We start from the raw sequence: 20,700 nt of genomic DNA on the forward strand, positions 1-20,700 counted from the left end.
GCCACAGGTCCATAACAGCCTCTAGACACGGGCGCCGAATCTGTGAGCCTCGTGTGCTGCCTCCGCAATATAGGCCGCCGTAATCAGCAGCTTCGACAGCATGCAGTTGCCGCGGGCGCAGTTCGTGCCCCCTTGGCCCCCGCTTAATCAGGTCGATCTCGCGCCGGTACCGAGGTGGCCCTTTACCGTGAAGCCTGCTTTGCCAGCCTAGATCACCGCGACGTCACCGATGATGTCTCGCATCGGCGTCAACCAGACGCCACATGCAGGTCGCCTCAACGGGGACTGTCAATTTCTGCCTGCATCTCGGGCGCCTCAAGCGCCGCGTCGCTCTCGTCTTTGAGGTTTACGCCGGTCAGCCCGCGCGTCAGGGCCTGCTCGATCAGCCAGTGGAGCTTGAACGCGGCCAGCTCGTAAGAGAGTCCGGCCGGACGAATGTTCGAGATGCAATTGCGCTCCGCATCCGAGCGCCCGTGACGCGGAGCGAAGGTGAGGTAAACGCCGAGGCTGTCGGGCGACGAGAGCCCCGGCCGCTCTCCGATCAACACGGCCACGGCACGTGCCTTCAAGAATTCGCCGACGGCATCGCCCAGAGCGACCCGCGCCTGAAGCGCGATCACGACCGGCGCGAGGCTCCAGCCAGATTTCTGGACGAGCGGCTTCAGAGCCACCAGCAGCGCCGCCGCCCCCTCATGGACCGCGCGAGCCGAGAGGCCATCCGCCACCACGATGGCGAGATCAACAGGCTCGCCTGCGGCCTGCTTCAGCGCGGCCTCGCTTACCTCAGAGAGCCGGCGGCCGTGATCGGGACGCCGCAGATAAGCCGCACGGTCGGCGGCCTGTGATGCGACGGTGAGCGAGGAGAACCCCAATCCCTCGATCGCGGCGACGACGGCGACGGCATCGAGCGGCGCGTGGACGGCGTCGCGGGCTTGGGCATGGGCGAGACCGAAGCTCAGGACTTCACGTGTCGGAAGCCCCGCGCCGGCGCGACCGAGGCCGATCCGGGCCGGCGTCAGCCGGGACAACCGCCTCCAGAGATCCTCGTCGCTCACGCGGCAAGATCCGGTGCAGCAGTGAGCAGCGCGGTGCCTGCCCCACCAGGCAGCAAGGTGCCCTGCCCGTCCGTCAGGCCGATGCTTTGGAGCCAGGCCTCGAATTCGGGAGCGCGTTTGAGACCAAGAACTTCGCGCACATAGAGTGCATCGTGGAACGAGGTGGACTGATAGTTCAGCATCACGTCGTCGGCGCCGGGCACGCCCATGATGTAGGTGCAGCCAGCCGCACCAAGCAGTGTCAGCAGCGTGTCCATGTCGTCCTGATCGGCCTCGGCGTGGTTGGTGTAGCAGACGTCAACGCCGAGAGGCACGCCCATGAGCTTGCCGCAGAAATGGTCTTCCAGCCCAGCTCGGATGATCTCCTTGCCATCGTAGAGATATTCGGGGCCGATGAAGCCGACGACGGTGTTGACCAGAAGCGGCCGGTAGACGCGAGCCACGGCATAGGCCCGCGCCTCCAGTGTCTGCTGGTCGATGCCGTGATGCGCATCGGCCGAGAGCGCCGAGCCCTGGCCGGTCTCGAAATACATGACGTTGTCGCCGAGCGTCCCGCGCTTCAATGCTAGGGCCGCCTCGTGCGCCTCCTTGAGGAGCGGCAGCGTCACGCCGAAACTCGCATTGGCGGCCTGCGTGCCTGCGATCGACTGGAAGACGAGGTCCACCGGCAGGCCGCGATTCATCGCGTCGAGGGTGGTGGTGACGTGGGTGAGCACGCAGCACTGCGTCGGGATGGCGAGCCGCTGGATCACATCGTCGAGCAGGCGCAGCAGATCTGACAGCGTGCGGATCGAATCCGAGGCCGGGTTGATGCCGATGACCGCATCGCCACAGCCATAGGACAGCCCGTCGAGGATCGATGCGGTGATGCCTTTCGGATCGTCCGTCGGATGGTTCGGCTGCAGCCGCACCGCCAGCGTGCCTGGCAGGCCGATCGTGTTGCGGAACTTGGTGACGACCCGGCATTTGCGCGCGACGAGGATCAGATCCTGGTTGCGCATGATCTTGGAGACCGCCGCCGCGATCTCCGGCGTCACGGCCGGCGCGATGCGGGCGAGCGTCTCGGGCGAGGCCGTGAGCAGGAACTCCCGGAAATCGCCGACGGTGAGATGGGCGATCTCGGCGAAGGCAGCCTGATTGTGCGTGTCGAGGATCAGCCGGGTGACGTCGTCGTCCTCGTACGCGATCAGCGGCTGCGCCAGGATCTGTGAGAGCGGTACCTCGGCGAGGCACCAGCGCGCCGCCATGTTTTCTTCCGCCGACTCCGCCGCGATGCCGGCCAGCCTGTCGCCGGAACGAACGGGCGTCGCCTTGGCCATGAGCGTGGCGAGGTCGCCGAAGACATGCGTGCGCGGGCCGACGACGTGGCGAAAAACCATCCGGTGTCTCCTGACATCACCGGCCGGCAGGATGCCAGGATTGGGCCAGCTGTCGAGCCTCGCCCGCCTCAGCGCGGCAGCATCACCACGGTCAGCGAGCGCACGCCCTGCGCGCCATGGATCAGCACGCCCTCGATATCCGCCGTGGCCGACGGCCCGGTATGGAGCACGGCATAGGCGGAGCGACCGAATTCCGGCCGGCGGTAGGCGGACTGCACCGTGTCGACGAGATCGGCCGGGTCGAGCAGTACGATGAGGTGCTGGGCGAGATAGGCGACTGAGTTCACGATTAGCTCGGCCTGCGTGAACAGCACGGAGCCCGACTCCGCGATCCCGAAGGCGGCGCGCACTACGGCGATGTCGACGTCCTCGAGATCGCCGGGCTTTGCGACCGACGTGAGGTCGCGGTTGCCCGCGACCTCGGGCACCGCCGAGGCGAAGATTTTCGCGCCGGCAAGACGCTCGCGGATGCCGGCCAGCGGGTCGTTGCCCTCGGCAACCGGTTCGATCCGGCCGCCCATGCGCTTCAGCCGCTCGCCGAACTCGGCGACGAGATCCTCGCCGACCAGCGGCGCGAAGGCCGGGATCGGCGGCAGCGGAAAATCGCCCTTCGGCCGGTTTGCCCGGATGGCGGTAAGCGTCGCCTCGCGGCTCGTCATTTCGCGCCATCCTTCATGCGGTTTTGCTTGTACCAGGCGTGAAAGCTCTGCTTGGGCGCCTCTGGCATCTCGCGCTTCTTCCCCCAGGTGTTGACCGGGTTGTAGACGGCGAAGCGCGGCAGCGCCTTCAGCGCGGAATCCGCGGCGCCGATTGCGGCGCGGTAGGCGGCCGGGCGGCTCAGCACGGCGCCGGCAGCCTTCATCATGCCCTGCTTGAGCAGCGGGATCTGGTGCTCCTCCGCCAGCACCTTGCGCCAAGCGAAGATCTGCTCGTGGATGTTGATCTTCACTGGGCAGACATTGGTGCAGGAGCCGTTCATCGTTGAGGAGAACGGCAGGGTTGAATACTTTCGCTTGTTGAAGGTTGGGTCGATGATCAGCCCGATCGGCCCGGAATAGGTCGCGCCGTAGGAGAGCCCGCCCGAGCGCCGGTAGACCGGGCACGTGTTCATGCAGGCGCCGCAGCGGATGCATTTCAGCGAGGTCCAGAATTCTTCCATCCCGAGCCGGGCGGAGCGGCCGTTATCGACCAGGACCATATGCATCTCGGTGCCCTTTCGTGGCGCACGGAAATGCGAGGTGTACTGGGTGATGGTCGAGCCGAGCGCCGACCGCGCCAGCACGCGGATGAACACGCCGAGATGCTCGATCCGCGGAATCAGCTTCTCGATGCCGATGGAGTGAATCTGCAGCTTCGGGACATTGCCGGAGAGATCGGCATTGCCCTCGTTGGTGCAGGTGACGACGGTGCCGGTCTCGGCGATGGCGAAGTTGCAGCCGGTCATGCCGGCATCGGCTTGCAAAATCAGCGGGCGCGTCGTCACGCGCTGGCTCTCAGCGAGGTAATGCGCGTCGTCGTTGGTCGGGTCGGTGCCGAGGGTGCGGGCGAAGACCTCGGCGACGTCGATGCGAGTCTTGTGGACTGCAGGCATCACCACGTGGCTCGGCTCCTCCTCGTCGAGCTGCTGAATGCGCTCGCCGAGATCGGTCTCGATGATGTCGATGCCGTTGGCCGCCATATAGTGGCGAAAACCGCACTCTTCGGTGAGCATCGACTTCGACTTGATCAGCGTCTTGGCGCCGTGGTCTAGCAGGATGCCGTGGACGATGCGGTTGTGCTCGGCCCCGTCCGCCGCCCAGTGGACATGGACGCCGTTCGCCTTAGCTGCCGCCTCGAACTGTTCGAGGTAGGCGTCGAGGTTGGCCAGCGTGTGCGTCTTGATCTGCGAGGCGAGTTCGCGAAGTTCTTCCCATTCCGGAATCGCCTGAGTGGCGGCGTCACGCTTCTTACGGACGTCCCAGAGTCGAGCGTCGTGCGCGGCCTGGTGCAGCGGCGCGGCGATGAAGCGCTCGGCTGCCTCGGCCTGGTCGATCGGCTTGTTGCCGCGTATCTTGGCGCCGCGGGGCTGGGCCTCCCGAACAGCCGGCGCACGCACAGGCTTCGAGGCGCCCTCTGCGTGGTGCAAACGCTGACCATCCTGGCCACGTTCACTCTCGTCGTCGGGCGGCCGGACCTGCGGGTGGAGCGGGTCATCCTGGGAACGCATGCCTTCGGCGCTCATGCGGCGGCTCCGTTCAGCACCTGTGCGATGTGAATATACTTCGTCGGCAGGCCAAGCCGCTCAGCGCAGCCCTTCTGGTGCATCAGGCAGGAGGAATCGGCGGAGACGACGTAGTCTGCGCCGGCTTTGGACTGATCGGTGACCTTGTCGTATCCCATCTTGGCCGAGACGGCGGGCTCAAACACCGAGAAGGTTCCACCGAAGCCACAGCACTCGTCGGGCCGGGCGAGATCCACGATCTCGATGCCTTTCACCTTCTTCAGGAGGTCGAGAGGCTTGGAAAAGAACGGTTTGTTCAGCTCGGACGGGCGGGCGTGGTGGATGCCGCGCAATGCATTGCAGTTGTTGTGATACGCGACCCTGTGCGGAAACTCGGCCCAGGGTAATTCCTCAATTTTCAGGATGTCGTGCAGGAACTCGACCAGTTCGAAGGTCCTGGCCCGAACTGCCTTCACCTCGTCCGTCTGCGGTATAGCGGTGAGGTGCTCACGGACCTGATGCACGCAGGAGCCAGACGGCGCTACGATATAGTCGAACGCCGAAAAATTCTTCACGAACAGGGCTTCGGTCGCAGCGGCCTCGGCATGACATCCAGTGTTCGTCATAGGCTGGCCGCAGCAGGTCTGGTCGTAGGGGTATTCGACCTTGAGGCCGAGGCGCTCCAGCAACTCCAGCGCGGCGATACCTACCTCGGGCTCGAAAGCATCGACGTAACAGGGGACGAACAGCCCGACGCGCATGGGTTTTCCGGCTCGATTGTGGTCCGAGGCTCAGCGTCGTCATCCCGAGCCGCACAGCGGAGCCCGGAACGACGTCGCGTGCGGTAGACTGGAACCTTTGTAACCTGGGCGATCTAGCGCAGCAGGTTCGTCTTGGCGAGATCGAGAACGGAATCGCCGCGGCCACTCATCACGGCGCGCAGGACATAGAGGCTGAACCCCCTTACCTGTTGCCCATCGATTTTGGGAGGCATCGACAGTTCGTTCCGGGCCACGACCACATCCAGTAGGGCTGGCCCGTCATGCGCGAACACGTCGCGTGCTGCAGCTTCGAGTTCGCCAGGTTCTTCGACCCGCACGCCGTGGACGCCGACGGCTCGCGCCACCGCCGCGAAATCCGGGTTCTCGAGCCCGACGCCTGTCTCGATGTAGCCGGCAGCCTTCATCTCCATTTCGACGAAGCCGAGCGAGCCATTGTTGAACACGACGATCTTGGCCGGAAGCTCCTCCTGGCGCAGCGTCAGCAGGTCACCCATCAGCATGGCGAAGCCGCCATCGCCCGAGAGCGAGACCACCTGCCGATTGCGGTCAGCCGCCTGCGCGCCAATCGACTGCGCCATGGCGTTCGCCATCGAGCCATGCACCCAGGAGCCTAGCAGGCGGCGCCGTCCATTCATCTTGAGATAGCGCGCTGCCCAAATCGTCGGCGTGCCGACATCAGCCGTGAACACCGCATCATCCGCCGCGACATCGCTGACGACCTTTGCGACATATTGCGGATGGATGATCGGCTTGTCGCGCTTCAACCCAAGCCAGCCGCGCACGGGCTTCGGCGTCGCGAGCTCGTCGAGTCCTTCGCGGGCCTTCTCGTAGTGCCTCAGACTATCGTCGAGGAATGAGCGATCGGTCTTTCCGCGCAGCTTCGGCAGCAACGCGTTGATCGTGGCGCCGACATCGCCGACGAGGGCGAGATCGAGCTTGCAGCGCCGCCCGAGATTTTCTGGCCGGATGTCGACCTGCGCAATCTTGGCGTCGCCCGGGTAGAACTGACGGTAGGGAAAGTCAGTGCCGAGCATCAGAAGTACGTCGCAGCTCATCATCGCGGCGTAGCCTGAGGAGAACCCGATCAGCCCGGTCATGCCGACATCGTAGGGATTGTCGTATTCCACGTGCTCCTTGCCGCCGAGCGCGTGCACGATCGGGCTTTTCAGCCTCTCGGCGAGGCGCAGCAGACCGCCATGCACCCCCGCGCATCCGCGCCCACACAGCAGCGTCACGCGCGACGAACCGTTCAGAAGCTCGGCCAGAGCATCGAGATCTGGCTCGGCCGGACGAACCACCGGCTTGCGTGGGATCAGGCCGGCAACAGACGCGACACCGCGTGCAGGCGCGTCGGCCATGGCCACGTCGCCGGGGATGACGATGACCGCGACGCCGCTCTGGCCGACGGCGGCGCGGATCGCGGCTTCGATCACTTGCGGAAGCTGGGATGCGTCGGAAACCAGCTCGCAATAGTGGCTGCACTCGCGGAACAGATTCTGCGGGTGTGTCTCTTGGAAATAGCCTGAGCCGATCTCTGCCGAGGGGATATGCGCCGCGATGGCAAGCACCGGCACCCGGGTGCGATGGCAGTCGAAAAGTCCGTTGATCAGGTGGAGGTTGCCCGGGCCACACGACCCTGCACAAACCGCCAGTTTGCCGGTGACCTGGCTTTCGGCACCGGCAGCGAATGCCGCGACTTCCTCGTGCCTGACATGGACCCAGTCGATGCCCTCGCGGGTCCGGATCGACTCCGTGATCGCATTCAGGCTGTCGCCGACGAGGCCATAGACTCGTTCGATGCCGGCCTGAACGAGAGTCTCGACGAAGAAGTCGGCGACGTTGTTGATGGCCATCGGTCCGGCTCCTGCTGCTTGGAGCCTGAACAGCCGAGGCGCCGGGGTGTTCCGCGCCAACTGATGCGATGGGCGCGGGATCAGTCCGGAATATCAGTATGCCGCGGCGCCACCACCGCGAAGAGGTCGCCGAGCGCTGCGAGGCTTGCTGCCTGCAGAGCTTCAGCCTTCACGACGGATCCGTCGGCCGAAGGCAGATCCCGTGTCGCCGTAGCGGCGGCCACGACGGTTGGCGAGAAACCAAGATTGAAGGCCCCACGCGCGGTCGAGTTCACGCACATATGCGTCATGAACCCGGTGATGATCAGGTTCTTTACGCTGGCCGTCTCCAGCCGCGCCTGTAGGTCGGTGCCGACAAAGGAACTCGGATAGCCTTTGGTGATTACCGGCTCGTCGCCCTGCGGTGCGACCTCATCACTGATCTGACCGATCCGCGTCTCGACATCGTAGGGCGAGCCGGCCCCGGCATTGTGGCGGATGTGAAAGATCGGAATGCCGGCCTTGCGGGCGCGATCGAGCAGCGCCTTAGCCTCAATGATCGCCGGCTCGACGCCCGAGAGCTGCATCAAGCCTTCGCGATAGGTGTTCTGCAGATCAATCATCAGCAGCGCCGAGCCGCGCAACGGCGCCGGGTTCGGGCCGAGACCGGAGACATCGCGAAGAGTCTTGAGATCCGACATCGGCGGCCTTCCTTGCGGCGTTGTCTTGGCTTGAGAGGCAATGGCGACCCCGGTTGGGTTCGAACCAACGACCTGCCGCTTAGAAGGCGGCTGCTCTATCCAGCTGAGCTACGGAGTCTGACATGCCCGAAAGGGCAGAAGCCACGCGGGGCTTTCTCGGTCAACCCTCCGAGCGGCCGCGCCTGCCTGCCTGCGAGAGCATCGCTCCGCACAGATGTTGATATGTCCGCGCACGTCTTACTCAAGCTTGGGGCACGCTGTACCAGCAGCGTGTGACCTCGCTACGGAACGGCTTCCACTACGCTCTCGGCCTCGCGGCGCTCGCTGCGGCGAGCCTGCGTCATCGCATCGGCGGCTATACGCGTCCGACGGACTTCTCACCGGATGACTGGCCGACGGCCGTCACGCATGTGCACGAGATCGTCGAGGATTGGCGCCGTCATCTCGCGGGCCAGGACGGCCAACCATACGGTCTGACAGGCCTCGACATCTTAGAGCTTGGTCCTGGCGCCACCCTCGGCACGGGCGTTCTGCTCGTAGGCCTCGGCGCCCGCTCCTACCGCGCCATCGACGCATTCGCCCTCGCAAAACGCACACCGTCCGAGTTCTATTGGGTGCTGACGCAGACCGTGCAGGGTCCTGAACTCGATCAGGCGCGGCTTCGTGATGCCGTCGATGGGCTGGTCAGCGGGCGATCGGACCCGATCACATACGTTGTCGATCCCAGCTTCGATATCGTGCACGGGGCCGCTGGTCGTTCGTTCGACCTCATCTTGAGCTCAGCGGCCTTCGAGCATTTCGATGATATCGAGCGTGTACTCGGCCAAGTGAGCGAAGTCGCCCGATCGGGTGCTATCTTCCTGGCAGGCATCGATTTTCAGACGCATACGCGGGGGGTTCGCGGGCGCGATCCTAACAGCATCTATCGGTTCTCGCCGGGCCTCTATCGGAGCCTGTCCTTCCCGGGCCAGCCGAACCGGCAGCGACCGGCCGACTACCTCCGGATTCTGGAAAAGTTCGGCTGGGCGGATGCCGAAATCCGTCCCGTCGACGTCGCCGATCCGGGCTACATCGCCTGGAGCACATCGGGCCTCGACGCGAATTTCCAGAGTTCTTCCGCGGACATGCACGTCCTGACCGGCTTCGTCCGCGCCGTGAAACGATAAATCGCGGGAATCTTCCACAGCATTTAGTTAGATATGCTATGAAAGACCACGATTGGTTCTGTCGGTTTGTTAAATCTCGTCAGACCGATACGTCGAACTCTCAGATGGAAGTAAGAACTGCTTAAGTACGAAGATCGGGTATCGCGGCCTGCCCGGGGGTGAAAGAGCTGGGCATGTCGACTTATCTGGCACGGCTTCCGACATCGCCGGCGGCGGGATGAGAGGCATGGACGGCATTCCGACGGACGGGCATCTGAACCTGCATGGCGCCCCGGGCACTGTGCGCGCTGAGAACATGATCACTGTGATCATCAAAGCCCTCAACGAGGAGGCGCATATCCGCCGCGCGGTGGAGAGCGCGTGGGAAGCCCTGCGCGTCGCCGAAACGGCCGGTTGGGGCGCGGGCGAGGTGGTGCTGGCCGACAGCCGGTCGACGGACCGCACCGTCGAGATTGCCCTGGCCGGCGGCGCGCGTGTCGCCCGGCTGGCGGACGATGTACCGCGCGGTTGTGGGGTCGGGCCTCAGCTCGGCTATCAGTATGCCCGCGGCCAGTTCGTCTGCCTCATCGACGGCGACATGGTGCTCGACCGGGACTTCCTGAATGCCGGGATGCGGTACCTCGAGGAGCATCCGCGCGCAGCCGGCGTCGGCGGCGGGGTGCGCGACGTCAATGTCGTGAACCTCGAGTTCAAGCGCCGGGCCATCCGCGGTGCGGCCGACCTTCGGGCCGGGCCGGTCGACCGATTGAACGGCGGCGGTCTCTACCGCCGGGAGGCCATCGCGGGTGTCGGCCATTTCAGCGACCGGAACCTGCACGGCTACGAGGAATTCGATCTTGCCGTGCGGCTTCGCGCGGCGGGATGGTCGCTCCACCGTCTGGACGCTCCCTTCGTCGACCATCATGGCCATGTGATCGGCGGCTACGCCTTGCTGCGGCGGCGTATCCGCAGCCGATACCTCGACGGGATCGGCGAGCTGTTGAGGGCCGCACTCGGTCAACTGCATCTGGGGACGACCCTGCGGGACCTTCCCGAAATTCGGCTCTGGCTTGGCGTCTATTGCGGCTGGCTCATCGCGGCCGGCATCGCCGTGGCGGTTCCCGGCTGGGCGAAATTTGCCTCGCTTGCTGGTCTGATGGCCCTGCCGATCGCGGTCCTGGGCCTGCGCTACCGCTCGGCTGCGCTCGGGCTCTACGCCTTCGTCGCCTGGAACGCCCACGCCTTCGGCATGGCCCGAGGCTTCCTTCGATCGAGAATCCCGCCGGGGGAGTGGATCGCGAGCACGATGGCCGAATCGGGCAGCGTCGCCGCGACGGCGCGCAGCCCATCGCCGTCACTCCGGCCGGCCCAAGCCGTTGTGGTCTGTCTGGCGATCGCTGCGGCCGCCTCGGCTCTTGCCGGGAGACCCGCCGATGCCAGGCAGGCAGAGACGCGATGGGTTCCGGTCAAGGACCGCAACCTCGCCATCGCCGAGGGCAGCCCGCTCGATTTTTCTGCCCTCTCGCCGCCCGGCCCCGCCGGTGGAAGCGGCCGCGTGATCGCCAACCCGGCCGGCCAGCTCGCGCTCGCCGACAGGCCGGATGCCCGCATCCGGTTCCTGTGCGCCTCGCTCGCCTGGAGCCCCGCCTCCGGCAGCTACCCCGACAAGCCCACCGCCGACCGTTACGCGCGCCAGCTGCGCATCCACGGCTACAACATCGCCCGGCTGCACTTCGCCGACGCCATCCTGATGAACGGGCGGGCAAACGACTTCGATCTCGATCCCGAGCAGTTCGACCGGTTCCACTACTTGCTGGCCGCATTGAAGCGGAACGGCATCTACTGGATGATCGACGGCATGACGTCCAAGGCCGGCGGCCTCGGCGGCGTCGACGATCGCTGGGGCAACGAGAAGGATCTGAAGCTCGCCGTCCATGTCGACAAGACAGCCCGCCTTCACTGGCGGCGGCTCGTGGAGGCGATTTATGGCGGCGTGAATCCCTATACGGGATTGACGACCTTGGCCGATCCAGCCTTGGCCCTCGTCGTTCTCGTCAACGAGAATACCGTCGAGTTCACGACGATCCTCGCCGAGCCGTCGGCGGGCAAGCCCTACCCCGACAAGCTTCGCCAGCCCTTCAACGCCTGGCTCGAGAAGACCTACGGAAACACGGCTGCCCTGCGCGCTGAGTGGAAGAGCCTCCCCCCCGGTGAGTCCATTGAAACGCGCAATGTGAGCCTGCCGAGCAGTCGGACCGAGCGGGGTCCGCGCATGCGGGACCTCCAGCGTTTCTTCGTGTCGCTGGAAGCGGACACCCTGGCCTGGATGAAGGCCGAGATTGCGAAACTCGGCTATGGCGGCCTCGTCACCGCCTACAACAACTGGTTCACGACCGAGACGGATGTCAGCCGGATCGGCCTGCCGGTCGTCAGCATGAACGCCTATTTCGACGAGGTGCCCTCGCTCGATCCGGGCACGACGATCACGCAGCAGAGCTCCCTCGACACAAGGGCGGATTATCTGCGGGAGCTCATCGCGCGCCGTCGCTACGGCCGGCCCTTCGTCGTAACGGAATACGACCACCTCTTCTGGAACCAGTTCCGCCGTGAAGCCGGCCTCGTGGGTCCTGCCTACGCAGCATTGCAGGGTTGGGATGCCATCTGTCGCCATGGATCGGGTCCGATCGACCTGAGTTTCGATCAGCCCTGGCCGCACAAGCGAGCCATGCTGCCTTACGGCATCTCGCTCGATCCCGTGGCGCGAGCCGGCGAGACGCTGGCTGCACTGCTGTATCGCCGGGGCGACGTAGCCCAAGCCAGAACCGGCGTCGCGCTTCCCTTCCAGTCTTTTGCCGACGTCACCGAAGACGGTCAGGGTCGGCTGCCGGACGCGATGACCGAACTCGGCTTGCTGACGCGCTTCGGCCTCCTATCGGGCCCTGCACCCGATGGCGTCGCGATTCTTCCTCGCCGCGCACACACCGCTGCAGACAGCTTCGCCGATCGCGTCGACGCGTTGCGCCGTGACGGCGGGATCGAGAGCAACAACGCGACGAGTGCATCCAGCGGCGTCTTCGAAAGCGCGGGCCGTGAGATCCGTCTCGATACGCAGAATCGTCTCGCGCGCGTCGTCACTCCGCGGACGGTCGCGGCAAGCTATGCCGCCGCACCCGTTCCGCTGCAGCTCGGCCCCTTGACGATCGAGGCCGCGAGCGGTCCGGCCCTCCTCGCCGCGAGCGCGCTCGATGGGCGCGATCTGGCGAGGTCGCGGCGCGTACTGCTGATCTTCGCGACCGACGCCATGAATACCAGGATGCGCTTCCGCGACACCGAGCGCCGGGTCGTCGAGGATTTCGGCAGAATGCCGGTGCTCCTGGCCCGGCAGACGGCCCGCATCAGGCTCGCATCCGAGACGACGACCCGCTGGCAGGGTCGATCGCTGCACCTCGACGGATCACCCGGAAGCGCGCTGCATCTGACGACGGGCGGGCACGACGTCGTGCTCGATCTCGACAACGCCGCGACGAGTCACGGCCCCACGACCTTCTTCTTGCTTGAGGCGCTGCGATGAGGCGATCACGCGCCTTCATTACAGCGCGGCCGGCCGGCGGAACATGCGGCGATGGAGCTGCTCTAGCTCCGTTGGAGGACGGCCGCGCGCGCCTGCCTTCCGGCTTGCAACCCGATGATGCGCCATCGTCGCAGTCGTCCCCATCGCGGGCACCCGCTTCCGATGGTCTTTCCGCGACCGCGCAGTCGCCGGGTCTCCCATTCGGTTCGTCGATCACGGCAGACGACGTCGTCGCGACGACGCTGTTCCTGGCGGTTTTCCTCTTCTTCTGGATCTCGATCACGCCGTTCGTCGATTTGACGGACCCCGCCGTGCTCCTTCCGCAGACGGGTTCCAATACCGCCAATCAGGCTGTCGTGATCGGCCTCGCCGGAAGTCTCGTTCTCTACGCCGTCTACGCGCAGAAGCGTTGGTTCACCCCGGTCCTCAACACACCGCTGATCCTTCTCTTCGCCTGGCTCGTGGTCTCGACGGCCACATCCATCGATCCCAGCCTGTCCGGCCGCCGCGTCGTGTTGACGGCGATCGTCTTCGTGATTGTCGCCGTCACCCTGCTATTGCCCAAGGACGTCGAGCGCTTCGCAGACCTGATCGCAGCGGCGGCACTGATCGTTCTGGTGATTTCGTATGGCGGCGTGATGCTGGCGCCGCACTATGCGGTTCACCAAGCCGGTGAGCTTCTGGAGCCGGAACATGCCGGCCATTGGCGCGGCCCGTTCACGCATAAGAACGGTGCGGGCGCGGCCATGGTGATGTGCGTCTTCATGGGCCTCTATGTCGCCCGCAGGCGAAGCGCCTTTGTCGGTTGGTTCATTACGGCGGCCGCGGCGCTCTTTCTCGTATGCTCCATGGCGAAGACCTCGATCGCGCTCCTGTTGCCGAGCCTTCTCCTCGCCTGGGTGATATCGAAGCTGCGCTCGACCTCCCGGCGCCTCCTCGTCGTCGGCGGCCTTCTCAGCCTTCTCCTTCTTCTCACCGTCGGTTCGGTGCTGGTGCCAGTGGTCGCCTCGTTCAATGCGAGCGTCATGGCCGACCCGTCCTTCACGAACCGCACCGACATCTGGCGCTTCGCCTTCTCGGCCGTCGCCGCGCGACCGATCTTCGGGAGCGGCTTCGAGGCATTCTGGGGCTCCGAGGATGTCTTCTTCGGCGAGAGCACGAGTTGGGCCAACCGCGCAGCGAACTCACATGACGGCTACCTGGACGTCCTCCTCGGCACCGGCTTTCCTGGTCTTTGCATCGTCGTATGGCTCTTCATCGTCGAGCCGATTCGAAATTTGAAGATCATCGAAGACGCCCAGAGCGATCCGGTGACGGCTTTGTTCTTCACACAACTGTGGATCTACGGCGTGTTCTTTGCCGGACTGGAGACGTTTTTCTTCACGAATGGCGGTCCGGTCTGGTTCATGTTCCTGATGGCCATTCTCGGCCTGCAGTTCCAAGCCAAAGCGCGCCATCGCAGCCGATCGGTGTCCACGCCATGAGTTCGCGAAGCGCAGAACTCGGGCGCGTTGTCAGCCAGGCCGACCGTGAGCCGCTGCGGCTTCGTCTTGCGCGGCTCGCCGCGCGCACGATCCGCACGCGGACGGTGCAGGCGCGGCCACATCCGCCGCTGGTCAGCTTCACCTTCGACGATATCCCGGCGACAGCCGCGGAGCGCGGTGCCGCGATCCTCGAACAGAGCGGCGCGCGCGGCACGTTTTACATCGCCGGCGGTCTTGTCGGGACGGTCGAGCCGGGGCGGCGCCTCGTTACGGCGGAGCAGTGCGGCGACCTGCATCGCCGCGGCCACGAGATTGGCTGCCACACCTTCTCGCACCGGGCCGTCTCAGGCCTGTCGAGGCCGGCGCTCGCCGACGATCTCGCGCGCAACGCCGCCTTCCTCGCCGGGGTGGCGCCGCAGATCGCGCCGACGAACTTCGCCTACCCGTTCAACACGACCTCGCTGAGGGCCAAGCGGCAGCTCGAGCGGCATTTCGCGAGCTGCCGCGGCGGTGTGCCGGGGATCAATACCGGGCGGATCGATCTCGGCTTCCTGCGCGCGGTCGAGCTCGCCGACGGGTACTGCGATGAGGCGATGATGCGCGGCTGGATCGCCCGGACGGTCGCGACGCGCGGCTGGCTGATCTTCTTCAGCCACGGCGTCAGCGAGTACCCGGAGCCCTATGGCTGCCACCCGGACCTGCTGCGCCTTGCCGTCGCCGAGGCGCGCGCCGAGGGCGCAACCATCGTCACCATGCGCGAGGCCCTGCGGCAGGTGATCGGCGGTAACGCGGCGGGCACGGCATGATGGCCCTCGCCCAAAGGACCGGTCTCGAAGACATGCCTGCGGCTTCGCCGTCGGGCGGACGGCTCTTGTCGATCAACAACTACCATTACCGCCGCGGCGGCGCGGAGGTGGTCTTCCTCGAACAGAACCGCCTGTTCGAGGAGATTGGCTGGGACGTGGTGCCCTTCGCCATGCGTCACCCACGCAACCTGCCCTCGGCCCACGAGCGCCACTTCGTTGAGGAGATCGAGTTCGGCCACGCCTACGGGCCGCTGACGCGGCTACGGCATGCCGCGAGCATCATCTACTCGCGCGAGGCCCGCGCCCGGCTTCGCGATATCCTGGCCGAGGCGCGGCCGGACGTGGCGCATCTGCATAACGTCTATCACCACCTCTCTCCGTCCTTCCTGCCGCTGCTGCGCCAGGCTGGCGTACCGGTTGTGATGACGGTGCACGACCTGAAGCTCGCCTGCCCCGCCTACACGATGCTGCGCGACGGCCATGTCTGCGAGAGCTGCAAGGGCGGGCGCGTTCATAACGTCGTCGTGAACCGCTGCATCAAGGGATCGCTGCCCCTGAGCGGGCTGGTCATGCTGGAAACCACCGTCCACCGGACGCTCGGGCTCTATCGCGATACCGTCGACGCCTTCGCCGTCCCGAGCCGTTTCTACATCGACAAGCTGGTGGAATGGGGCTGGCCGCGCGAGCGCTTCGTCCACGTGCCGAACTTCGTCGACGCCGCAGCCCTGCGGCCGGAAACCCAGGCGGGCGACGGCTTCCTCTATGTCGGCCGGCTCAGCCCGGAAAAGGGCCTCGACACACTCGTGCGGGCCGGCGCCCTGTCGCGCCAGCCGGTGACGATTGTCGGAACCGGCCCGATGGAGGAGACGCTGCGCGCGCTCGCCGCCGAGACCGGCGCTGATGTGCGCTTCCTCGGCTTCCGCACTGGCGAGGCGCTGCACGAGGCGATACGCGGCTGCCGTGCCGTCGTGCTACCGGCAACCTGGTACGAGAACGCCCCGATCAGCGTGCTCGAGGCCTACGCCCTCGGGCGCCCCGTGATCGGCACCCGCATCGGCGGATTGCCGGAGATGATCCGCGAAGGCGAGACTGGCGCCATCGTGCCGCCCGGAGACGCCGAGGCTCTCGCGGCCGCGCTCACGCGCTTCGCCGCGCTTCCGTCGGAGTCGCTCTCCGCCATGGGCCGGGCCGGGCGGCTCTGGGTCGAGACCGACTTCTCGCGCGAGGCCTACCGGGATCGTCTTCTCGCGCTCTACGCCTCTCTGCGCGGGGGCCGTCGATGAAGCCTCCGATCAAACCGCGCCGGCGGGCGCCCGGCCGGCCGCTCAAGGTCATGATGCTCGGGCTTCGCGGCTTGCCGCGCTTGCAGGGCGGCGTCGAGCGCCATGTCGAGGAGCTGGCCTCGCGCCTCGCCAGGGCCGGCTGCTCCGTCGAGATCCTGGCGCGGCAGCCCTATGTCGAGCGGAAGGGGCCGCATCGCTGGTCCGGCCTTCTCGTCATGCCGCTGCCGGCGCCCCGGGTCCGGTCGCTGGAGGCCGTGGTGCACACCTTCGTCGGCGTCATCCATGCGGCGCGGCGCGGGCCGGACATCCTGCACATCCACGCCGTCGGTCCCTCGCTGCTCGTTCCGGTCGCCCGCGCACTCGGCCTGCGCGTCGTCGTCACCCACCACGGCTTCGACTACGACCGCGCCAAGTGGGGGCGTGTCGCGAAGACGGCGCTCCGGCTCGGCGAGTGGGCCGGCATGCGCTTCGCCGACCGGCGCATCGCGGTCTCGCACGCCATCGCGGGCACCATGACGGAGCGCTACGGCGTGCCCGTCGCCACCGTGCCGAACGGCGTGACGCCGCAGGCTCGGCCCACCAGCACGGGCGCCCTGGAGCGTTTCGGCCTGACGCCCGGGCGCTACGTCGTCATCGTCAGCCGCCTTGTACCGGAGAAGCGGCATTTCGACCTGATCGAGGCCTTTGCCCAGGGCGCGCCCGAGGGCTGGCAACTCGCCATCGTCGGCGCGGCCGATCACGAGGACACCTATTCGCGCCTCGTGCTCTCGGCGGCCGAGGCGACGCCGGGCGTCGTCGCCACAGGTTTCCAGAGCGGCCTCGCGCTGCGCGAGTTGAGGGCGCATGCGGGGCTGTTCGTGCTGCCATCGAGCCATGAGGGCCTGCCGATCGCCCTGCTCGAGGCGCTGGCCGATGGCCTGCCCGTGATCGCCAGCGACATCCCCGCCAACCGCGAGGTCGGACTGCCGGAGGAGTGCTACGTGCCGGTGGGCGACATTCCAGCGCTGGCGGCCGCCATTGCCCGCTCCTGCGCGCGGCCGCTCACCGAGGCCGAGCGAGATGCGGCACGGGCGCGGGTGAGCCACGCCTACGACTGGGACACGATCGCCGGGGAGATCCGCCGGATCTACGAGAGTCTGCACCAGAACGAGGACCGCGAGCCCGACACCGACGGCCTCATTCCGATTCCCCGCCCTTCACCGTAGGCGCCGGGCTACGCCTCAGCGTGCGCAGGATCACCCACTTATAGGGCCGCAGCCGCTGCCAGAGTTGCGACGCGCGAAGGCGCTCGAGCACCGCACCGGACCGGACATAGAGCCGGCCCCGCAGGGTCACCGGGATCACCGCGACGTGAAGCGGCACGACGATGTCGCAATACTCGTCCTTGTAGACCTCATCGCCGATGCCGAAGTCGAACCAGCGGTAGCCGTTGGCATGACACCAGCGGATCAGCTCGTCGTTGAGGATGCGGCCGGGTGAGTATTTGCGCCACTCGCCCCCGGCATAGGCGGTCATCAGGAAGTAGAACCGGTCGCCGAAGATGAGGCCCCAGTGGCTCGCCACCACCGTCTCGCCCGCCCTCACTGCCGAAAGGTGGATCGGAGCGAGGTTCGGCAGCCGCCGCGTCGCCTCGTCGTAGAAGGCGCGCTTGCCTGGAACCTCGAAGCCCGGAACGCGGGTCTCGTGAAACTTGCGCGTCTTGTTCTCGATCATGTCGTCGAGGAAGACCCGAGCCCGCTCGGCCGTCTCGGCCACCTCCAGCGCGACCGACTGATCCTTGGTGAGCTGGCGCATGTAGCGCTGGTGACGCTTCGAGACTGGAATGCGTGCCTCGAGCTCTTCGCGACTGCCGGACAGGCTCATGACGTGGCCCGAGACGGGCATGGCCTCGGCACCGAGATGCATCAGTGGGTTGGCTTGGCCGCCGATCTCGACCGGCATCTTGTCGAGCAGTGCGACGTCGAATCCGGGCAAGGCGGATCGGATGCGCTGCCAGAGCCGCGTCATCGCCGCGCCGTCGATCTGCGCCGCGGAGGGGAACAGCACCGGCTGACTGTAATCGACCACCGTTCCGTCGAGGAAACCGAGCACGCGGATCCCGCGCACGCGCTCGATCCCGAGCGGCAGCAGCATCACCGTGGCTCCGGCCGCGGTCGAGACACCCACGAAAAGCGGGCGAATGCGCCGCGCCCGGCCGATCGTGTCGAGCCAGACCTCCAGGACGTCGGCGCATTGGAAGACGTGGCAGCGCGCCTGTCTGGGCTCGCCGGTGCGCGGCCAGTCCGGGAAGGCCGAGGGCGCATCGGCCACGCGCACCTGCAGATCGTCGATCGGGCCGAGCCCGGTCGAGGCCGTGTTCACAGCTTCGGGATCCAACCGGAGCACGTCGATTCCTTAGGCTCGGTACAGCACTGCTCGCCGGATGATGTGAGGCTCAAGCCCGGCGTGGGACAAGCGTTCTCGCCCGCCGCAAGAAGATTGCACCGCATGGTGAAGATGGCGCGACGCAAAACCTGACAGCTCACGCAATCTCCGGATCGTGCCCGGCGGCCTCGATCACTTCCAACGTCCTGAGAATCGCCATGCCGACCACGTCGGCATCCGCCTCGCCTTCCGGCAAAGCCGGCAGAATCGCAACGGCCTCGACCTCATTGCCCGTGGTCGGGCCGACCACGACCTTGAGCGCAGGGCCGGTACGGTCGTCGTCATCCTGGATGAGCGCGACGGTGTAGCCCGCAGCCTGACCGAAGATGCGCAAGGCACGGTGTTCAGCCGCCGGCGGTGACGGGGCGTCGGTCTTCGGGCGCGTGCCGAAGGTCGGTCGGATCACGTTGTTCATTCAGCTTTATAACCTCACCGGGCGACAAAGGCAGCCGGTCTCAGGTCCGTCAGAGCCTTCCCCCATGCGCCAGCTCGGCACGATGCGGCAGAGGCAGGGAATACGGAACCTTCGAGGCCGGCCTGCGCTCTCTTCGGTATCCCGAGGAGCATCCCGAGGAGCCCGCCATGGCGACAACGAAGCCCGCCCAACCGACGAAGGATACCCCGAAGGTGCCGGATACCGGCGGCCCGACCGCGCCGTCGTCCGTGGGCAAGAAGGAGCCGGACGACCGAAAGCCTGCTGACAACAGGAAAGGCGGCTACGGCGCTGGCTGATCCGCGCCCGCGACCCTCGGTCCTCGCCGCGGAAGCGCCATGGCAAGCGTTCTGGCAACCCCGGATGGCCGCTACATCGTCGTACGCGGCCGGCTCTGGCGCCGCCAGCGGCCGGATCTCACGCCGCCCGAGCGCGACCGCCTCGTGCGGCAACTCATGAATGGCCGCCGTTCTGTCCGCGCAGCCAAACAAAGCGGTGACGCCAGTGCCCTCGCCGAGGCCCGAAGTGCCGTCGATGCGGCGAAGCACGGGCTCGGTGAACGCGGGCCAGTCTGGTGGACCGACGGATCACCTGACCTCAACAGGCACCTGGTCAAGAATACGCCCTACGCCGCGTGGTACGCTGGCCTCAGCTGACTGTCCGGCCTCAATCGCGCAGGCCCATCACCGCGAAGGCCGTCTTCAGTTCCTCGGACATCGGGATGTCGAGCCGTTCTCCGTTCGGAAGCCGCTTGATGAACCATTTCTCGTAGGTCCAGCGCAGCTCACGTGTCTCGGCGAGGCGTTCGAAGGTGCTGGTCACCAGCGCCGACAGCGCCGGGTCGTCCTTGCGGAACATGATCGCGTAGGGCTCGAAGGAGAGCTTCTCGGGCAGCACCGTATAGGTGGACCCTTCGGCCCCGGCGTCAGCCTTGAGCCCATAGAGCAGGACGTCGTCGGTGGCGAAGGCGTCGGCGCGGCCGTCCTTGACCATGGCAAAGGATTCCGCGTGGTCCTTGCCGACCAGGATCTCGGCCTGAATCTTGGACTTTGCGAGAATGTCGCGCAACGCGGCCTCGTTGGTCGTGCCAGCCGTGACGACGACCTTCCTGCCCCCGAGGTCGCGGTACGAGGCAATTCCGGCATTGCGCTTCACCAGCAGCTTCGTCGCGCTGATGAACATCACCGGCGAGAAGCCCACGCTCTTGCGCCGCTCGGCATTGGTGGTGGTCGAGCCGCATTCGAGGTCGATCTTGCCCGACGTCACCGCTGCGATGCGCGTCTCGGACGTGACCGGCTCGTAACGGATCTTGAGTCCTGCGCGGCCGCTCGCCCTGGCAATGTCGTCCGCGATCTCCTGGCAGATGTCGACGGCGTAGCCGACCGGGCGCTCGCTCTGGCCCAGCTTCTCCACGAAGGAGAACGGCACCGAGCTCGCGCGGACCCCGATCACGACTTCTCCCCGCTCGGCAGCCTTCTTGATGGTGCCCGTGAGGATCTCGACGGCTTGGCCCGGCGTAGCGGCCACAACCATCAGCACGGCGGCGAGTGCCCCCGAGAGCCACGCCGAACCGCGTGTTCCGGCAAGCGTCATGGCGCAGCTCCG

18 protein-coding genes and 1 tRNA gene are annotated in these 20,700 nt (G+C 66.3%); 8 read left to right on the forward strand and 11 right to left on the reverse strand.

Translation table 11 applies throughout. The annotated features are described in order from the left end of the window. Positions 1–275 precede the first annotated feature (275 nt). The 8 genes from eutC to MGN01_RS11610 form a co-directional block, all read right to left on the reverse strand. Positions 276–1,055: an ethanolamine ammonia-lyase subunit EutC gene (gene eutC / locus MGN01_RS11575; protein WP_147046779.1), complete on the reverse strand. Its 780-nt coding sequence runs from the start codon at positions 1,053–1,055 to the stop codon at positions 276–278. After that, complete coding sequence (locus MGN01_RS11580; RefSeq protein WP_147046780.1) at positions 1,052–2,434, reverse strand: ethanolamine ammonia-lyase subunit EutB; 1,383 nt, start codon at positions 2,432–2,434, stop codon at positions 1,052–1,054. The genes eutC and MGN01_RS11580 overlap by 4 nt, the downstream gene beginning before the upstream one ends. Before the next feature lie 68 nt (positions 2,435–2,502). After that, positions 2,503–3,093, reverse strand: a complete 591-nt coding sequence (locus tag MGN01_RS11585; protein WP_147046781.1) for a LutC/YkgG family protein — start codon at positions 3,091–3,093, stop codon at positions 2,503–2,505. Next, complete coding sequence (locus MGN01_RS11590) at positions 3,090–4,655, reverse strand: lactate utilization protein B (protein ID WP_147046782.1); 1,566 nt, start codon at positions 4,653–4,655, stop codon at positions 3,090–3,092. Before MGN01_RS11590 ends, MGN01_RS11585 begins: the two co-directional genes overlap by 4 nt. After that, the gene (locus tag MGN01_RS11595) at positions 4,652–5,395 is read right to left on the reverse strand and encodes a (Fe-S)-binding protein (RefSeq protein ID WP_147046783.1); all 744 of its coding nucleotides are present in this window, start codon (positions 5,393–5,395) and stop codon (positions 4,652–4,654) included. Before MGN01_RS11595 ends, MGN01_RS11590 begins: the two co-directional genes overlap by 4 nt. A 113-nt stretch (positions 5,396–5,508) precedes the next feature. Then, positions 5,509–7,269: a ubiquinone-dependent pyruvate dehydrogenase gene (poxB, locus tag MGN01_RS11600; protein ID WP_147046784.1), complete on the reverse strand. Its 1,761-nt coding sequence runs from the start codon at positions 7,267–7,269 to the stop codon at positions 5,509–5,511. 80 nt (positions 7,270–7,349) lie between these two features. Continuing rightward, positions 7,350–7,949 carry a cysteine hydrolase family protein gene (locus MGN01_RS11605; protein WP_147046785.1) on the reverse strand — a complete coding sequence of 200 codons (600 nt, stop codon included), beginning with the start codon at positions 7,947–7,949 and terminating at the stop codon, positions 7,350–7,352. A gap of 41 nt (positions 7,950–7,990) precedes the next feature. Then, a tRNA-Arg gene (locus MGN01_RS11610) sits at positions 7,991–8,067 on the reverse strand. Positions 8,068–8,221: 154 nt separating this feature from the next. Here MGN01_RS11610 and MGN01_RS11615 point away from each other — a divergent pair. The 6 genes from MGN01_RS11615 (at position 8,222) to MGN01_RS11645 (ending at position 17,443) form a co-directional block, all read left to right on the forward strand. Continuing rightward, positions 8,222–9,115: a class I SAM-dependent methyltransferase gene (locus MGN01_RS11615; protein ID WP_147046786.1), complete on the forward strand. Its 894-nt coding sequence runs from the start codon at positions 8,222–8,224 to the stop codon at positions 9,113–9,115. 226 nt (positions 9,116–9,341) lie between these two features. Then, positions 9,342–12,665, forward strand: coding sequence for a glycosyltransferase family 2 protein (locus tag MGN01_RS11625; protein ID WP_238257988.1), 3,324 nt, complete (start codon positions 9,342–9,344; stop codon positions 12,663–12,665). Positions 12,666–12,976: 311 nt separating this feature from the next. Then, positions 12,977–14,149 carry an O-antigen ligase family protein gene (locus MGN01_RS11630; protein ID WP_170245947.1) on the forward strand — a complete coding sequence of 391 codons (1,173 nt, stop codon included), beginning with the start codon at positions 12,977–12,979 and terminating at the stop codon, positions 14,147–14,149. Next, positions 14,146–14,955, forward strand: a complete 810-nt coding sequence (locus MGN01_RS11635; RefSeq protein WP_170245949.1) for a polysaccharide deacetylase family protein — start codon at positions 14,146–14,148, stop codon at positions 14,953–14,955. The genes MGN01_RS11630 and MGN01_RS11635 overlap by 4 nt, the downstream gene beginning before the upstream one ends. A gap of 32 nt (positions 14,956–14,987) precedes the next feature. Further along, positions 14,988–16,238, forward strand: a complete 1,251-nt coding sequence (locus MGN01_RS11640; RefSeq protein WP_147046789.1) for a glycosyltransferase family 4 protein — start codon at positions 14,988–14,990, stop codon at positions 16,236–16,238. Then, on the forward strand, positions 16,235–17,443 hold the full coding sequence (locus tag MGN01_RS11645; protein WP_238257986.1) for a glycosyltransferase family 4 protein: 1,209 nt from the start codon (positions 16,235–16,237) through the stop codon (positions 17,441–17,443). Before MGN01_RS11640 ends, MGN01_RS11645 begins: the two co-directional genes overlap by 4 nt. On the opposite strand, the gene MGN01_RS11650 is transcribed toward MGN01_RS11645, so the two are convergent. Both MGN01_RS11650 and MGN01_RS11655 read right to left on the reverse strand, forming a co-directional pair. Next, complete coding sequence (locus tag MGN01_RS11650; protein WP_147046790.1) at positions 17,415–18,623, reverse strand: GNAT family N-acetyltransferase; 1,209 nt, start codon at positions 18,621–18,623, stop codon at positions 17,415–17,417. The genes MGN01_RS11645 and MGN01_RS11650 overlap by 29 nt on opposite strands. A gap of 136 nt (positions 18,624–18,759) precedes the next feature. Beyond that, a complete protein-coding gene (locus MGN01_RS11655) occupies positions 18,760–19,077 on the reverse strand; it encodes a hypothetical protein (protein ID WP_147046791.1) in 318 nt (105 codons plus the stop codon). Between the two features lie 167 nt (positions 19,078–19,244). Between MGN01_RS11655 and MGN01_RS23550 the strand changes: the two genes are divergently transcribed. Together MGN01_RS23550 and MGN01_RS11660 are read left to right on the forward strand one after the other, a co-directional pair. Beyond that, positions 19,245–19,394, forward strand: a complete 150-nt coding sequence (locus tag MGN01_RS23550; protein ID WP_170245951.1) for a hypothetical protein — start codon at positions 19,245–19,247, stop codon at positions 19,392–19,394. A gap of 39 nt (positions 19,395–19,433) precedes the next feature. Then, positions 19,434–19,751 carry a hypothetical protein gene (locus MGN01_RS11660; RefSeq protein ID WP_147046792.1) on the forward strand — a complete coding sequence of 106 codons (318 nt, stop codon included), beginning with the start codon at positions 19,434–19,436 and terminating at the stop codon, positions 19,749–19,751. Between the two features lie 10 nt (positions 19,752–19,761). Here the strand turns inward: MGN01_RS11660 and MGN01_RS11665 are convergent, their stop codons facing one another. After that, positions 19,762–20,688, reverse strand: coding sequence for an amino acid ABC transporter substrate-binding protein (locus tag MGN01_RS11665; RefSeq protein ID WP_147046793.1), 927 nt, complete (start codon positions 20,686–20,688; stop codon positions 19,762–19,764). Positions 20,689–20,700 lie beyond the last annotated feature (12 nt).

Source organism: Methylobacterium gnaphalii, assembly GCF_007992215.1.
Lineage (GTDB): Bacteria > Pseudomonadota > Alphaproteobacteria > Rhizobiales > Beijerinckiaceae > Methylobacterium > Methylobacterium gnaphalii.

Bases quoted from the DNA above. Each gene is read 5' to 3' on its own strand.
- MGN01_RS11580 (WP_147046780.1), bottom strand. From the start codon at position 2,434: ATGGTTTTTCGCCACGTCGTCGGCCCGCGCACGCATGTCTTCGGCGAC.
- MGN01_RS11585 (WP_147046781.1), bottom strand. From the start codon at position 3,093: ATGACGAGCCGCGAGGCGACGCTTACCGCCATCCGGGCAAACCGGCCG.
- MGN01_RS11590 (WP_147046782.1), bottom strand. From the start codon at position 4,655: ATGAGCGCCGAAGGCATGCGTTCCCAGGATGACCCGCTCCACCCGCAG.
- MGN01_RS11595 (WP_147046783.1), bottom strand. From the start codon at position 5,395: ATGCGCGTCGGGCTGTTCGTCCCCTGTTACGTCGATGCTTTCGAGCCC.
- poxB (WP_147046784.1), bottom strand. From the start codon at position 7,269: ATGGCCATCAACAACGTCGCCGACTTCTTCGTCGAGACTCTCGTTCAG.
- MGN01_RS11605 (WP_147046785.1), bottom strand. From the start codon at position 7,949: ATGTCGGATCTCAAGACTCTTCGCGATGTCTCCGGTCTCGGCCCGAAC.
- MGN01_RS11625 (WP_238257988.1), top strand. From the start codon at position 9,342: ATGGACGGCATTCCGACGGACGGGCATCTGAACCTGCATGGCGCCCCG.
- MGN01_RS11635 (WP_170245949.1), top strand. From the start codon at position 14,146: ATGAGTTCGCGAAGCGCAGAACTCGGGCGCGTTGTCAGCCAGGCCGAC.
- MGN01_RS11640 (WP_147046789.1), top strand. From the start codon at position 14,988: ATGCCTGCGGCTTCGCCGTCGGGCGGACGGCTCTTGTCGATCAACAAC.
- MGN01_RS11645 (WP_238257986.1), top strand. From the start codon at position 16,235: ATGAAGCCTCCGATCAAACCGCGCCGGCGGGCGCCCGGCCGGCCGCTC.
- MGN01_RS11655 (WP_147046791.1), bottom strand. From the start codon at position 19,077: ATGAACAACGTGATCCGACCGACCTTCGGCACGCGCCCGAAGACCGAC.
- MGN01_RS23550 (WP_170245951.1), top strand. From the start codon at position 19,245: ATGGCGACAACGAAGCCCGCCCAACCGACGAAGGATACCCCGAAGGTG.
- MGN01_RS11660 (WP_147046792.1), top strand. From the start codon at position 19,434: ATGGCAAGCGTTCTGGCAACCCCGGATGGCCGCTACATCGTCGTACGC.
- MGN01_RS11665 (WP_147046793.1), bottom strand. From the start codon at position 20,688: ATGACGCTTGCCGGAACACGCGGTTCGGCGTGGCTCTCGGGGGCACTC.